Below are 14,962 nucleotides of genomic sequence, written 5' to 3'. Positions count from 1 at the left end.
GGCATTGAAAGCCGTCACCATTTGCCTCATAACAACAGGTGAAGCACTTGGTCATTGTCCAACCGTTTATTCCAACCCCCCTCAGGAGGACACGCGATGGATATGCATAAAATGACACCCTGGAACTGGCTTCGTCAGGAGAGCAACCGCGAGCGACCTCTCCCGCAACGGCAACCCGGCCACCCCTTGTTGCGCTGGGAACGGGAGTTCGACAACTGGTTCGAACAAATGCTTGGCGACATGGCCTGGACGACCCCGGCGCCACACGCCCAACCAAACGCGCCCTTGCGCCCCAACCTGGATATTCTGGAGCGCGACGACCACTACCTGATTACTGCGGAATTACCCGGCGTGGAGAAATCCGATCTGAATGTGACGCTGGACAACAACATGTTGCTGATCAGCGGCAGCAAAATCCCCATCCAGGAAAATGACCGCGACGGCTACCATTATAGTGAGCGCCGTTTCGGGCCCTTCCAGCGCATGCTGACATTGCCGGCCGATGCGGATGCCGAGCAGATGAACGCCGTCTTCCACAACGGGGTACTGTCGCTCAACATCCCTCGCCATGAACACCATCATCAAGGCAGCCGACGTATCGAGATTCATTGATTGAGGAGACGCAACAGGCTGCACGCTTCAAGCAACATCACGAAGAACCGGTGTTTCTCTATTGACGTCACGGCCCGCGCTCCATACCTGGGCGCGGAGTCGTGAGATGCGCCGCTACTATCAACGGTTTCACGGCCTAATCACGGTGCAACACGGGTACTCTATAAAGTATAGAAAGCCACGGAGAACCCGGAGATGCGCCTGTACTTACTCACTCCCAGAAACGGGGGCAACAAAGCCGCCAACACGCGGCAACGTCATCACCTTCTGGCCGGCGCTGTCTGCGCCATGGCGCTGGGCTTTGCGACGCCCCTCCACGCGGAGAACAGCGCCGTTCTGCGTTTTGATACACCACTGGCGATTACCGACAATGCCGACTTTGATCGGGATAACCCGCTGGAACCGGACAGCAGCAGCTTTATCCTGCTGGACGCCAGCAGCCTGAGCAGTGATAGCGGTGAGCGGTGGGCGCTGGTGTCACTGCGAAACGATGCCGGCGGCCAACGCATTCTGCGTGACGACTATCTGGTGGCGGAATTCGCCAACGGTGACCGCCGCCACGCCAGCAACCTGGAAGGCTCTTTCGCCGCCGCAGAGCAACAGCGCAAGATGGTTTTTTTCGGGTACCACCGCTTTCCCATCCTGCGCGTATTCACACAGCAATAATTGGGCTTATGGCTCTACGTTTGCCACAGGCTTGCAGGGAAGAGTGCCCTTATAGCGAAGAGCATGACGCCAAAGGCCTGATGCCAGACAAACCCAAACCGGCCACCACGCCTGTGCTGCATTACCAACACATTTTCAGGAAGTGGCCGCCGCTTTTTTAGATTTTAAGCGTCAACCGTCAGGCTTTGGGCATTGGGCATTGGGCATTGGGCGTTCCATGCTATTTAGCCGGAATCAGCAAACTCTCCAGCGGCTGGCGGTCCGGGCGGAATTGGTTAATGGTTTCATCCGCTTCATAACCCAGCGACAGGCCGCACAATAACTTGTACTGACCGGGCAACTGGAAATGCTGTTCCAGCGGCGATCGCCACAATGCCAGCGCCCCCTGGGCACAGGTTCCCAACCCCTCGTCCGTGGCCGCCAGCATCAGACTCTGTAAAAAAATACCCGCATCCAGCGCGCTGTAAACGCCCAGACCTTCGTGAACAAAAATAAACAACGCCACCGGCGCATCAAAAAAACGAAAATTCGCCGCCATCTGCTCGTGGCGAGCCTGCTTGTCTTCCCGTCCGATACCCAGCAACTTGTACAAGCCATGGCCGGTGGCGACCCGTCGTGGCTGCAGGTCTTCCGGGTACTTCACCACCGGTCGGTAATCGCCATCCGGCATCCCTTTTTTCGTCAACAGCGCCTTGAGCTTTTTCACCATGGGCGCCCGTTGAAGCGCCATCAGTTGATCAAACCGCTCCGGCAATTCGCGGCGCAGACTTTCCAGCACTTCGCCGCGGGCCACAGCGATCTGGTACGGCTGGGTATTGGACCAGCTTGGCGCCCTGCTGGCCCGGGCCAGCAACCCGTTCAGCATCTCATCGCTCACCGGCTGGTCGGTAAATGCCCGCACACTATGGCGTCGAGCCATTACATCCTGAAATTCCATACTCTCAACCTGTTGTGAGTTTAGCGTTTACTGTGCCAGAGACTTACAATGCGCAGCCATGACCAAGACCATCGATAACCTGCAACGTCGCGCCAACTTTTCCCGCTGTCGGCAATACCGCTATGCCCTGTGGCGCCAGTGGGGTGAAGGCGATGACTTCATGCTGCTGATTGGCCTGAACCCCTCCACCGCCGATCACCGCCAGGACGATCCCACCATCCGCCGCTGCATGGGCTTTGCCCGTGATTGGGGCTATTCCGGCCTGTGTGTGGCCAATCTGTTCGCCTACCGGGCCACCTACCCACAGGACCTGTTCGCCACTGCTGACCCGGTGGGCCCGAAGAATGACCAGTGGCTGCGCCGGCTGGCACGACAGGCAGACCTGGTGGTCGCCGCCTGGGGCAATCACGGCCGCTTCAATGACCGTGCCTTGCAGGTGACGCCGCAACTGCCTGCCATGCACTGCATTCGCCTGAACAGCTCCGGGGAACCGGCGCATCCACTGTATCTCCCCAAGCATCTCACCGCCCAGCCCTGGGATGGCTACGCCACCTTGTCCTGACCTTCACCTTGAACAAGCGACAATAGGCACAAAGTACCGGCCGGGATTAACAATGTGAGCACACGTCTGGAAAAGAACATCCGTCGTGCCAAAGGGCTGTCCTACGCTGGACTCATTCCCTTTTATGGCTTGGCGGGCCTGTCCTGGATTGCCGAGACGGGTAACTGGGCCCTGCATGCGCTCGCCACCTACGCCGCCATCGTCATTACCTTCCTCGGGGCCATTCACTGGGGTCGCGCCCTGGACAAGATGGCCGACAGTAATCAATACCCCACCCTGTTGTTTGGCTTGATGCCTGCCCTGCTGGGCTGGTTTGCCCTGTTGCTTCCTCTGGAGTTGGCGCTGCCCATGCTCGCCGCCGGGCTCATGTACGTATGGGGCACAGAACAGATGGTGTTCAACGAGACCCTGCCCACCTGGTACCGACATCTGCGCCACCAGCTCACCGCCGCTGCGGTCATCGCCGTATTGATCGGCTGGGCCGCCACCATGTTCTGGATGCTGTGAGCTACGCCCGCCCCGGAACAACTTTCCTTTTTTTACAAAGCAGCAGACCATCATGACGGCCCAACCGTGGCCCGAGCAGTCTGCCCCCGCTACACTACGGACTCGTCACAGGGAGATTCGGGTATATGAAACACCAATGGCTACGGCACGCCACCTTTACACTGGGATTACTACTTTTCTCTTTTTCGGCCTTGGCCGCCCCGGATTCCAACCCAACGCCTCCTCTCGTCAACACCGCGAACCAATCCCCTAATTACCACGACGATATTCGCCCGATCTTCGAGAACAAGTGCCTGGCCTGCCACGGCTGCTACGACGCGCCATGCCAGTTGAAACTGGAAGCAGTAGAAGGGCTGGACCGGGGCGCCAGCAAACAGAACGTCTATAACGGCGGCCGCAAGCACACCGTCGACCCTACCCGCTTGTTTCAGGATGCCCAAACCACCGCACAATGGCGTGACAGGGGGTTCTACTCGGTGATCGACAGCACCTCCGGCATGCAGGCGTCCCTGCTGTATCAAATGCTCGCGTTGGGCAAGAAACACACCTTCAACCCCAATGAAAAGCTGCCCGACGATATCGCCCTGGGGCTGAGCCGGCAGAACGAATGCCCCGCCCCGGATGAATTCGACGACTACGCTGACGACCACCCCATGGAAGGGATGCCGCTGGCCGTGACCGGCCTCACCGACAGCGAATTTGCCACCATCGCCCAGTGGCTGAAGCAAGGCGCCAGTTTCAAACCGGAAGTGATTACCCCCACCGCTGAAGAGCAGCAGCTGATTGACAGCTGGGAAACCTTTCTCAACCAGAGCGACCCGAAACACCAGCTGGTGGCGCGCTGGCTATACGAGCATCTGTTTCTTGCCCATCTGTATCTGGATAAAGGCGAAGACAGCAAGCCGGCCCATTTCTTCCAGCTTCACCGCTCCAGCACGCCCCCCGGCGAGCCGATCAAGCGGGTTGCCACCGACCGACCCAATCAAATGCCCCCGGAGAACTTCTGGTACCGCATTACCCCGGTCCGCGGCACCCTGGTGCACAAAACCCATATCACCTTTGGCCTCACCAAAGACAAGCTGGCGCGTACCCGGAAACAGTTTTTCAGCACCGACTGGGAAGTCAAAGAACTGCCCGGCTATGGCTATGAACAACGCGCCAACCCCTTCGTCACTTTTGCCGATATTCCTGCCCGCGCCCGCTACCAGTTTATGCTGGATGAAGCCGAATATTTTGTGCGTACCTTTATTCGCGGCCCGGTTTGCCGCGGCCAGGTGGCCACCGATGTGATCCGCGACCATTTCTGGGCGGTATTTCAGGATCCGGACCAGGACCTCTATATCACCGATGAAAATTACCGCGCCCAAGTCAGCGACTTGCTGGGCCTGCCAGGCCAGGATGACGACCTGCTGGCCCTCGGCTCCGAATGGCTGAAATACAGCGGCAAACGCAACGACTACCTCAAAGCCCGCAAACAGGCTTACGGGACGGGAGAACCACAGGGTCCGGGCTGGGGCTCCCTGTGGGATGGTGACGGCGATAACCGCAATGCGCTACTGACCATCTTCCGGCACCACGATAACGCCTCGGTACGTAAAGGGCTGATTGGTGACCTGCCACTGACCACCTGGGTCATGGACTATCCGCTGTTCGAACGCAGTTATTACAACCTGGTGGTTAATTTCAATGTGTTCGGGTCTGTCTCCCATCAGGCACAAACTCGCCTCTACTTTGACCTGATCCGCAACGGCGCGGAACAAAACACTCTCCGTTACCTCCCGGCAGAGCTGCGCCAAAGTGTACTGGCCAACTGGTATCAGAACACCGGCAAACTGCGCCTGGCAGTCAGTTACGAATCCGTGGACACCACCCTGCCCACTGATATTCCATTCGACACCAGCACCCCCATGAACGAGTTCAACGACAAGCTGCTGACGCGCTTTACTGAACTGAACGCCCGGCCAGACCCGATCAACCGCTGTGATGGAGAGCATTGTCAGCGTGCTGATGTGTCTGCCTGGAAACAGCAGGCCGACCACACCCTCAGTGCCATCTCTTCACGTCGTGCCGCCAACCTGCCGGTGGTGAACTTTATGCCGGAAGTCAGCATGGTGCATGTGCGGGGCAATCAGGGGGAGCAGGAAATCTACTCTCTGTTCCGTAACCGGGCCCATAGCAACGTGGCGTTCATGATGGGGGAATCCCTGCGTTACCAGCCGCCCCTGGATACCCTGACCCTGTATCCCGGCGTGCTGGCCAGCTACCCCAACTTCATGTTCCTGGTGCAGGACGACCAATTACAGGCGTTCGTCAGCCAGATGGAAGCAGTGAAGACGCAAGAAGACTTCACCAAAGTGGTCGACGCCTACGGCATCCGCCGCACCCACCCGGCGTTTTGGCAATACTTCCACGCACTGGACCAGTATCTGCAAGAGCACGAGCCAACCCAGGCCGGCATTCTCGATATGAACCGGTACGAAAACCTTTGAACAATTAGCAGCAGGTAACGCGGGAGGAATGGGTGCCCTGACGCAGCCATCCTGCCCGCGGAGACTGGTTGAAAGTTCAAACTGAAAAGTTGAAAAGGAACATCAACAAGCTCCCCCTCGCCCTTTTCCCAAAGCAGCGTCGCTGGTAGCGCGATAAACCTCCCATACGCTCTAAGTCCGACAATGGCTAGGTCTGTGGCGCCAGGACGGTTGCTACTATGCCCGACCTGTCAGTCACACTGGTCAATGTGACCGTCGCTCACCTCTCCATAATCGAATGCAATCCATAGACATAACAATGAGGTTCCATCATGGCGAAAGATGCAGTGGGTTATGCGCTGACCGCGCTTAACCGCCTGGCCAGCTCGGAGATGCTCGACAAGATGGGCATGCGTAAAAGCGTTGAGCGGCTTGCCTACAGCCTGACCAAAGGCGGCTTCCAGGTACTGACCACCACCGCCCGTGCATTCAAGTCCGGTAACGCAGGCAACAAACCCGAGCGCCTTACCGCCCCCGGCCATACCCGTGACCTGTTCGATCTTGGCGTCACCGACGAACAACAGATGATCCGCGACAGCGTGCAGGGCTTTGCCACCAACGTACTGCGCGAACAGGCCGAACACGCTGACGCCGCACAGCAGACCAGCGAAGACGTGATTGCCCAGGCATTGGAACTGGGACTGAATTTCTTCGCGGTTCCGGAATCCCTGGGCGGCGCCGCCACCGAGAAATCCACCGTTACCAGCATGCTGCTGGCAGAAGATCTGGCCCGTGGCGACATGGGCCAGGCCGTCGCGATTCTTGCCCCCATGGGGGTCGCCAATGCGCTGACCCAGTGGGGCACCGCTCAGCAGCAGGACAAATACCTGAGCAGCTTCGCCGAAGAGAATCCGCCCAAAGCCGCCATTGCGGTGTGCGAACCGCGCCCGTTGTTCGACCCCATGGCGCTGGCCACCACCGCCCGCAAGGACGGTAACGACTACGTTCTCAACGGCGAAAAATCCCTGGTGCCACTGGCGGCCGAAGCGGAAATTTTCCTGGTTGCCGCACAAACAGACACCGGCCCCGCGGTGTTTATCGTGGAAGGCGGCACCGACGGACTCACCGCCGGAGAGGATCCCGCCATGGGCATCCGCGCCAGCGGTCAGCGCCCGCTGAAACTGGATAACGTGCGCATCCCGGCGGACAACCGCCTGGGTAATGGCGATTTTGATTATCGCGCTTTCGTGGACCTGGGCACCCTGGCCTGGTGCGCCATGGCCATTGGCACCAGCCAGGCGGTGCTCGACTACGTTGGCCCCTACTGCAACGAGCGCACCGCTTTTGGTGAACCCATCAGCCATCGCCAGTCCGTGGCGTTCATGATTGCCGATATGGCCATCGAACTGGATGCCATGCGCATGCTCACCTACCGCGCGGCCAGCCGTGCCGAACAGGGCAAAAGCTTCCAGCGCGAAGCGCACCTGGCCCGCACCCTGGTGAAGGATAAAGCCATGAAAATCGGCACCGACGGCGTGCAGCTGCTCGGTGGCCATGGCTTTACCAAAGAGTACCCGGTGGAACGCTGGTATCGGGATCTGCGTGCTGTGGGCGTCGCCTTCGGCGGCCTGCACCTGTAAGGAGGGAGACAACCATGAATATCGAGATTCCCAAGAAGTTCAAACCCCTGATCAACAACGCCTATCAGGTAGCACAAAGCACCCTGCGCCCGCTGTCGCGCAAATACGATCGTGGTGAGCACGAATACCCGAAAGAGCTGGATATGCTCGCCTCGGTGCTGGATGGCTTCAACGAAGGCGACCCGGCCAACTCCGCCGGCGCCGCCACCACCGGCAGCGGCAAGGTGCAGGACGACGGCAGCGTAAAAAATGGCGCCAACATGGGCGTTTGCCTGGGCGCCATGGAAATGTGCTACGGCGATACCGGCTTCCTGTTGGCCATGCCCCGCCAGGGCCTGGGTAACGCCGCCATTGCGGCCGTAGCCAACGACGAACAGCTGGAACGCTTCAAGGGCAAGTGGGCCGCCATGGCCATCACCGAACCGGGCTGTGGCTCCGACTCCGCTGCCATCCGCACCACTGCCAAACAAGATGGCGATCACTACATCCTCAACGGCGAAAAAATCTTCGTCACTTCCGGCGAACGGGCCGACTGCGTAGTGGTCTGGGCCAGCCTGGATCCGAAACTGGGTCGCGCTGCCATCAAGTCGTTCGTGGTGGACTGGGGCACCCCGGGCATGGAACTGGCACGGCTGGAGAAGAAGCTGGGCATCCGCGCCTCCGACACCGCCGCCATCAACTTCGTGGACTGCCGGGTACCGGCAGAAAACCTGCTGGGCAGCCCGGAGATTGACACCAAGAAAGGCTTCGCCGGTGTCATGGAGACGTTTGATAACACCCGCCCGCTGGTGGCCGCCATGGCCATTGGTTGCGCCAAAGCCTCCCTGGAGCGCATCAAGGAGTTGCTCAAAGACAGCATCACCTATGACTACGGCAAACCCGTGGACAACTGCTCTGCGGTGGAAGCGGAAATCTACAAGATGGAAGCGGACTGGGAAGCCGCCTACTGGCTGGCGGTAAAAGCCGCCTGGATGGCCGACAACAAGAAAGCCAACACCCTGGAAGCCTCCATCTCCAAGGCCAAGGCCGGCCGGGTCGGTAACACCATCACCCTGCGTTGTGTGGAACTGGCCGGCAGCCTGGGCTACACCGAAGACGAGTTACTGGAAAAATGGGCCCGTGATTCAAAGATTCTGGATATCTTTGAAGGCACCCAACAGATCCAGCAACTGGTTATTGCCCGTCGCGTGCTGGGGCTTAGCTCCAAGGAACTGAAGTAACGCCTTAGGCATTTTGCCGACGAATGAAAGAAGCCGTTTCTGAGTACTCAGAAGCGGCTTTTTTCATCGCTGACAACACACCACAACCGCCCCATACCGAATGACGCCGTTCAGGCCAATTCGCCCTATACAGCACCAGTATCTCAGTCTTATTCCCTACTGCACAAAGAGCCATAACGATGATGTTGCAGTGCCATCATGTATGCCAATATCCAATCAGATGGAACGCAATAAAAACACAACACCGGGTTACAGCTTTACCGCGATTAGACAACAGGTTCACCCGCGGCGGGGCAGTAAAGTGAAAGGTAGAAGGTGGAGTGGGACAATAAAAAAGGAAGGGATCCATATGTCAGCATTCAAATACACCATAATGGGTGCCGGACTGGCCGGATGCATGATGCTGGGCAACGCCGCCCATGCCAATCAGCAAGCCACGGTCATTATCAGCCAGAGCTGCGACTACATGCTGCTGAACTCCAGCAAGGGCATGGTGTTGGTCAAACAGCTGGATGGCATCACACCCCAGGAAGGGGATACCCTGCTCGGCGAATTCACCGCCGGGGATTTCAGCAACCTGCAAAACAATCGCAACAAGGATTCCATGCAGGTCTGGGTCGATACGGTTGATCCACACAGCAGCAAGGCGCTGAGCCAGTACGGCCGCTACTGCACTTGATAAGAAACGCAACACGGGACACGCTGCAAGCTGAAACGCGGGCCGGGTACGGTGTCACGCGATAACCGCCATGCCCGCGGGTTCAGTTGAACGTTCAAAGTGAAACGTTGAAAAGGAACGTCAGGGAATTTTCCGCCTTCCCTCTCTTTTTTCGTAGCTCGTAGCTCACCCTCATCTCATCACAAAGCCTGCGAACAGCACGGCGAAACCACCCACTTCCGCCGCGATCAGCGCGAGCATAAATACCGTCATGGCCGCCTGCGGTACCGTGGCCGAGCCCATGCTGTGTGGCTTTTGCAGTTGGTTGCGGGTGTCTTTAAGCATGCCGTGCAGAATATAACTGCCGATCGCCAGCGCGAAGAAAATCAGACAGGCCAGCACCGCCAGGGTGTTCACCCAGTCGTCCCAAACGCTGAGCAAGGCAAAGCGCTCCAGCACCAGGCATGCAAAGGCATACATCAAGCTGGCACGGTGGGCGATGTCCACATAGTAATGCGCCCGGGCTTTCTCACTATTGGCCACCTGCACATACTTCCAGGCGCCGGTCAGCAAGCCGACCAGAAAAAAGATGCCACAGCCCCAAAGCGCCCATTGATCCGCTGTCATTCCCTGCCCCTGTATTCGGTGTTAATTACATTTCAAAAAAGTGTGCCAACCGTTCCTGCATCATTGGCTCCGCATGGCAGAAGCGGCGGCGCCCTTCACGCTCCACACGGATCAGCCCCGCCTCCGACAGCTCCCGAACATGGTGGGACACTGTCGGTGCGCCAATATTGAGCCGCTGCATAAAATCCCCAAACGCACAGCCGGCAGGCACCTTGGCCAGATCCGCCTGACCATGCTGGCGACAGTGATCCACAATTACCTGGTATATGCGCAACCGATTGGGGTTGGACAGCGCACGAAAGGCTGCAGCAAGCTGCTCCGCCGTCACAGTGTCTTTCTGTGCCAAAACCGGCACCTCCCGGGAAAATAGTTTGACGGTCATAAAACTAACTTATAGTTTGATCCTCATCAAACTATATCGTTGCGGCATTTCTTGTCGCCACTGTTCGTCGCCATCGGAGGAGACACTGTGAACCACGCTGATATTCTCGGCCAGACCCTGGCATTGCCCTGCGGAATCACCCTGCCCAACCGTTTCGGCAAATCGGCCATGAGCGAAGCACTCGGCACCATCGACAACCATGTAACCCCGAAACTGGAACGGCTGTACGGCCGCTGGGCCCAGGGCGGCACCGGCCTGGTGATTACCGGGAATATCATGATCGACCGACGCCACACCGGCGAGCCGAACAACGTGGTCGTGGAGGATGAGCGTGACATGCCATTGCTGAAACGCTGGGCGGAGGCCGGCAAGTCCCGGGGCGGGGCGATCTGGGTACAGCTCAACCATCCCGGCAAGCAGATTCCCCGTATGCTGGCCAGCGGCGACACCCTTGCCCCCTCAGCCGTGCCCTTTGGCAAGGAACTGAAAAGCGCGTTCAAGACACCCCGAGCGCTGAGCGAAGAGGAAATTCAGGAGATCATCCAGCGGTTCGCCACCAGCGCCCGTATCTGCCAGAAAGCCGGTTTCACCGGTGTGCAAATTCATGGCGCCCACGGCTATCTGGTCAGCCAGTTTCTCTCCGGACATCACAACCGCCGCACCGATCAATGGGGCGGTTCACTGGCAAACCGCATGCGTTTCCCGCTGGAAATTTACCGGGCTATCCGTCAGGCCGTTGGCGATGATTACCCTGTCAGCATCAAACTCAATTCCGCCGATTTCCAACGGGGCGGTTTTAGCGAAGAAGAATCCATGACCGTGGCCGAAACACTGGCCAGCGAGGGTCTCGATCTGCTGGAAATTTCCGGGGGCAACTACGAGAACCCGGCCATGGCCGGTGCCAAGGGCGTACGGGAAAGTACCGCCAACCGGGAAGCCTACTTCCTGGATTACGCCAACGAAATCCGCAAGCGGGTTTCCATTCCGTTGATGGTTACCGGCGGCTTCCGCTCGGCCAAAGCCATGGCGCAAGCCGTGGACAGCGGTGCCACCGATATCATCGGCATCGCCCGCCCCCTGGCCGTGGAACCGGATCTTCCCAACGCCATCCTGGCGGGCCAGAGTGGCGTTGTCAGCCGCGTTACCCCGCGCAAAACCGGTATCAAGACCATCGACAACATGGCCATGATGGAAGTGTCCTGGTTCTCCCGCCAGCTGCATCGCATGGGCACAGGCAAAGACCCAAAGCCGGACGAGAGCGTACTGCTCGCCCTGTTCAAGGTTATCGCCACCATGGGTGTCGGCAGCTTTAAGACCCGCCGTCTGCGGGCGAATAACTGACAGACAACAGCTTCGAGTTTCGAGTTTCGAGTTTCGAGTTTCGAGTTTCGAGTTTCGAGTTTCGCATAAATGGTGACGCCCTCTGCAGTCACCGAAACAAAAAAGCCCCGACGTGAGCCGGGGCTTTTTTGTTTTTCTCGTTGCTAGCCGCTAGAAGCCAGGGATCCTCTGCTTTACAACTTCGCTGCCACTTCCGCGCCCTGCTTGATCGCGCGTTTGGCATCCAGCTCGGCCGCCAGATGCGCGCCACCAATCAGGTGGAAGTTCTTGCCGTCTTCCTTGTACAGCTCACGCAGGGATTCCTGCCCGGCACAGAGAATCACGTTATCCACGTCAAGCACCCGGCTTTCTTCACCCATCTTGATATGCAGGCCCGCATCATCAATTTTTTCGTAGCTGCAGTTTTTCAGCATTTCCACGTTGCGGGACTTGAGCGTGGCGCGGTGTACCCAGCCGGAGGTTTTGCCCAGATCCTTGCCCAGCGGGGTCGGTTTGCGCTGCAGCAAGGTGATCTGGCGAGCCGGTTTTTCCGGTGCCGCTTTCACCAGGCCACCGGGGGTGTCACCCGCCATATCCACGCCCCACTCTTTCATCCACTCCGGTAATGGCTGCTCGCCTTCGCGGGGATGTTCAGCCAGAAACTCGGACACATCGAAGCCAATACCACCGGCACCAATGACCGCCACTTTCTCACCCACCTGGGCGTTGCCACGCAGCACGTCCACGTAAGACAACACCTTGGGATGATCCACACCGGGGATGCCCGGGGTACGCGGAACCACACCCGTAGCAATCACGATTTCGTCAAAGCCCGCCGCTTCCAGATCGGCAATTTCAACGCGCGTATTCAGCTTCATGGTAACGCCGGTGCTTTCCAGTTTTTTGCTGAAATAGCGAATGGTGTTGTGAAACTCTTCCTTGCCGGGCACTACCTTGGCCATATTAAACTGACCACCAATTTCCCCCGCCTGATCAAACAGGGTCACCGCATGGCCTCGCTCTGCCGCCACCGTGGCACAGGACAAGCCCGCCGGGCCGGCACCAACGACCGCCACTTTTTTCGGCTTGGCCGTTTTCAGGTACAACAACTCGGTCTCGTGACAAGCACGGGGATTGACCAGACAGGACGCCCGCTTGAGCTGGAAGGTATGGTCCAGGCACGCCTGGTTACAGGCGATACAGGTGTTGATCTCATCCGCCTTGCCCTGCTCGGTTTTCTTCACGAAATCCGGGTCCGCCAGCAACGGGCGCGCCATGGAGACCGCATCCGCCTGGCCAGCGACCAGAATGGCTTCTGCCACGTCCGGATCGTTAATGCGGTTGGAGGCCACCACGGGAATGGAAACCACGTCTTTCACCTGGCGGGTGGCGTCCACAAAGGCGGCTCTGGGCACAGAGGTCACGATGGTGGGCACACGCGCTTCGTGCCAGCCAATCCCGGAATTGATCAGGCTGGCGCCCGCCGCTTCCACTTCTTTGGCCAGCGCCAGAACCTCTTCACGGGTGGCCCCGTCCGGCACCAGATCAACCACGGAAAGGCGAAACATGACGATGAAATCATCGCCGCAACGCTTGCGCACTTCGCGAACGATTTCCACCGGGAAGCGACGGCGGTTTTCGGCACTGCCACCGTATTTGTCTTTACGCTTGTTGGTTCGCGACGCGGTGAACTGGTTGATCAGGTAGCCCTCGGACCCCATGATCTCCACACCGTCGTAGCCGGCTTTCTTGGCCAGCCATGCCGTGTGGGCAAAATCCTTCACCGTCTGCTCCACTTCCTTGGTGGACATGGCCTTGGGCTTGAAGGGGTTGATCGGGCTCTTGATCGCAGAAGCCGAACGGGAGAAGGGGTGATAGCTGTAACGCCCGGCATGGAGGATCTGCAGAGCAATCTTGCCGCCTTCCTGGTGCACCGCATCGGTCACCTTGCGGTGGTTACGCACATCCAGGCGGCTGTTAAACAGGCCGGCAAAGGGATAGAACCAGGCCTTCTTGTTGGGGTTGAAGCCACCGGTTACGATCAAGCCAACACCACCGCGGGCCCGCTCGGCAAAGTAGGCCGCCAGCTTGGGGAACTGCCAGAAGCGGTCTTCCAGACCGGTATGCATGGACCCCATAATCACCCGGTTCTTGATCTGGGTATGCCCCAGATCCAGCGGAGAAAGCAGGTTGGAATAGCGGTTGGCTGTCATGGTGTTGTCTCCCAAGGCATCTGCACCACAGATGGCTACGCGTTGATTAATCTGGACAGCGTCAAGTTAAGGGGTTATTTTGACAGTGTCAAGATTGAAATAGACGCAACAGGCTTCACACGACACGCCACCACGCAAAAGGCAGGAGACTCATGGCACAGACCGGCCGCTATCATCACGGCGACCTGCACGATACCTTGCTGCAGGAAGCCAACACTCTGCTCAGCGAGCAAGGCGTTGAGGGTTTATCCTTGCGCAAGCTGGCCGAGCGGGCGGGGGTATCCCGTACCGCGCCCTATCACCACTTCCGTGACAAGAACGCCCTGCTCTGCGCCCTGGCCACCCAGGCATTCAGCCAGCTGGACGAGATGATCAACCGTCAGCTGCAAGCAACGGGCTCACAGGAAAGCATTCAAAATTTTGTCCGGGAATATCTGCGCTTTGCCACCGAGAACCCGGAACAGTACGAACTGATGTTCGGGCGCACTATCTGGAAAGGCGGCGAGCCCACCGATGAACTCAAAACCATCGCCTATCGCAGCTTCCGTCACTATGCCGAGCGACTGGCAACGCTGCTGGCGGGCCGCCTGCCGGCGAGAACCGATTCCCTGCGCGTGGCCCAGGCCAGCTGGGCCACCGTCCACGGCCTGTGCCGGCTGCTGATTGATGGCATTTACGTGAACCGGGAAGATATCGAGACCGTCAGCGAGCAGTCCATTGCCCTGATCATGGCCGCCCTGTCACAGCCTTCCTCCTGACCCTGCGGGCCCGCCCCATAACCGCGACGCCACAAATGAGTGGAACGGTCATGTCCTGCCCGGGCGTGATTGGCTAGCCTGACTGAATCGTCAGGGAGGCTGCCATGAAATCCATTCCAACATTTTGCCGGGTCTGTGAACCCTCCTGCGCACTGATTGCCCAGGTCGACGACGGCAAAGTCACCCGCCTGCAACCGGACAAGGCCCACCCTGTCAGCAAAGGTTTTGCCTGCCACAAGGGCATTAACTACCTGGCCATCCACCAGGACCCGGATCGCCTCGATCAGCCCCAGGTACGGCAAGGCAGCCGCCGGCCCGGTGAAGGCCAATGGCAACCCCGGGACTGGGACAGTGCGATAACAGACATCGGCACCGCTCTCACCCGGATCCAC

General features: G+C 58.7%; 14 protein-coding genes and 1 pseudogene. 11 read left to right on the top strand and 4 right to left on the bottom strand.

The window, feature by feature from the left end; translation table 11 throughout:
- Positions 1-96: 96 nt before the first annotated feature.
- Positions 97-612, top strand: coding sequence for an Hsp20/alpha crystallin family protein (locus A3730_RS13370; RefSeq protein ID WP_063521083.1), 516 nt, complete (start codon positions 97-99; stop codon positions 610-612).
- A gap of 195 nt (positions 613-807) precedes the next feature.
- Entirely contained in the window at positions 808-1,278 is a 471-nt protein-coding gene (locus A3730_RS13365; protein WP_063538231.1) for a hypothetical protein, read from the top strand.
- A gap of 220 nt (positions 1,279-1,498) precedes the next feature.
- Here A3730_RS13365 and A3730_RS13360 read toward each other — a convergent pair whose 3' ends face one another.
- Positions 1,499-2,215 carry a nitroreductase gene (locus A3730_RS13360; protein ID WP_063521683.1) on the bottom strand — a complete coding sequence of 239 codons (717 nt, stop codon included), beginning with the start codon at positions 2,213-2,215 and terminating at the stop codon, positions 1,499-1,501.
- Positions 2,216-2,273: 58 nt separating this feature from the next.
- On the opposite strand from A3730_RS13360, the gene A3730_RS13355 reads away from it, so the two are divergent.
- From A3730_RS13355 to A3730_RS13330, 6 genes are all read left to right on the top strand, one after another.
- Entirely contained in the window at positions 2,274-2,777 is a 504-nt protein-coding gene (locus A3730_RS13355) for a DUF1643 domain-containing protein (protein ID WP_063521684.1), read from the top strand.
- A 54-nt stretch (positions 2,778-2,831) separates the two neighbouring features.
- A complete protein-coding gene (locus tag A3730_RS13350; RefSeq protein WP_063521685.1) occupies positions 2,832-3,284 on the top strand; it encodes a DUF3429 domain-containing protein in 453 nt (150 codons plus the stop codon).
- A gap of 125 nt (positions 3,285-3,409) precedes the next feature.
- Positions 3,410-5,773, top strand: coding sequence for a fatty acid cis/trans isomerase (locus A3730_RS13345; RefSeq protein WP_063538229.1), 2,364 nt, complete (start codon positions 3,410-3,412; stop codon positions 5,771-5,773).
- A 311-nt stretch (positions 5,774-6,084) separates the two neighbouring features.
- The gene (locus A3730_RS13340) at positions 6,085-7,392 is read left to right on the top strand and encodes an acyl-CoA dehydrogenase family protein (protein WP_063521045.1); all 1,308 of its coding nucleotides are present in this window, start codon (positions 6,085-6,087) and stop codon (positions 7,390-7,392) included.
- Positions 7,393-7,406: 14 nt separating this feature from the next.
- Complete coding sequence (locus A3730_RS13335; RefSeq protein WP_063538227.1) at positions 7,407-8,612, top strand: acyl-CoA dehydrogenase family protein; 1,206 nt, start codon at positions 7,407-7,409, stop codon at positions 8,610-8,612.
- A gap of 349 nt (positions 8,613-8,961) precedes the next feature.
- On the top strand, positions 8,962-9,291 hold the full coding sequence (locus tag A3730_RS13330) for a hypothetical protein (protein ID WP_063518881.1): 330 nt from the start codon (positions 8,962-8,964) through the stop codon (positions 9,289-9,291).
- Between the two features lie 171 nt (positions 9,292-9,462).
- Here A3730_RS13330 and A3730_RS13325 read toward each other — a convergent pair whose 3' ends face one another.
- Both A3730_RS13325 and A3730_RS13320 read right to left on the bottom strand, forming a co-directional pair.
- The gene (locus A3730_RS13325; RefSeq protein ID WP_063521386.1) at positions 9,463-9,897 is read right to left on the bottom strand and encodes a hypothetical protein; all 435 of its coding nucleotides are present in this window, start codon (positions 9,895-9,897) and stop codon (positions 9,463-9,465) included.
- 25 nt (positions 9,898-9,922) lie between these two features.
- Positions 9,923-10,279: a helix-turn-helix transcriptional regulator gene (locus tag A3730_RS13320; protein ID WP_007150890.1), complete on the bottom strand. Its 357-nt coding sequence runs from the start codon at positions 10,277-10,279 to the stop codon at positions 9,923-9,925.
- An 87-nt stretch (positions 10,280-10,366) separates the two neighbouring features.
- Here A3730_RS13320 and A3730_RS13315 point away from each other — a divergent pair, with 87 nt between their 5' ends.
- Positions 10,367-11,620 carry an NADH:flavin oxidoreductase/NADH oxidase family protein gene (locus A3730_RS13315; RefSeq protein ID WP_063520557.1) on the top strand — a complete coding sequence of 418 codons (1,254 nt, stop codon included), beginning with the start codon at positions 10,367-10,369 and terminating at the stop codon, positions 11,618-11,620.
- Between the two features lie 173 nt (positions 11,621-11,793).
- Here the strand turns inward: A3730_RS13315 and A3730_RS13310 are convergent, their stop codons facing one another.
- A complete protein-coding gene (locus A3730_RS13310; protein WP_063538225.1) occupies positions 11,794-13,812 on the bottom strand; it encodes an NADPH-dependent 2,4-dienoyl-CoA reductase in 2,019 nt (672 codons plus the stop codon).
- 152 nt (positions 13,813-13,964) lie between these two features.
- Here A3730_RS13310 and A3730_RS13305 point away from each other — a divergent pair, with 152 nt between their 5' ends.
- On the top strand, positions 13,965-14,570 hold the full coding sequence (locus tag A3730_RS13305; protein WP_063520794.1) for a TetR/AcrR family transcriptional regulator: 606 nt from the start codon (positions 13,965-13,967) through the stop codon (positions 14,568-14,570).
- A gap of 104 nt (positions 14,571-14,674) precedes the next feature.
- Positions 14,675-14,962: pseudogene (locus A3730_RS13300) on the top strand (hypothetical protein); the annotation flags it as partial.

This window comes from Alcanivorax sp. HI0044, assembly GCF_001634945.1.
The sequence above is the reverse complement of the archived record's forward strand: the minus strand, read 5'-3'. Positions and strand labels throughout refer to the sequence as shown.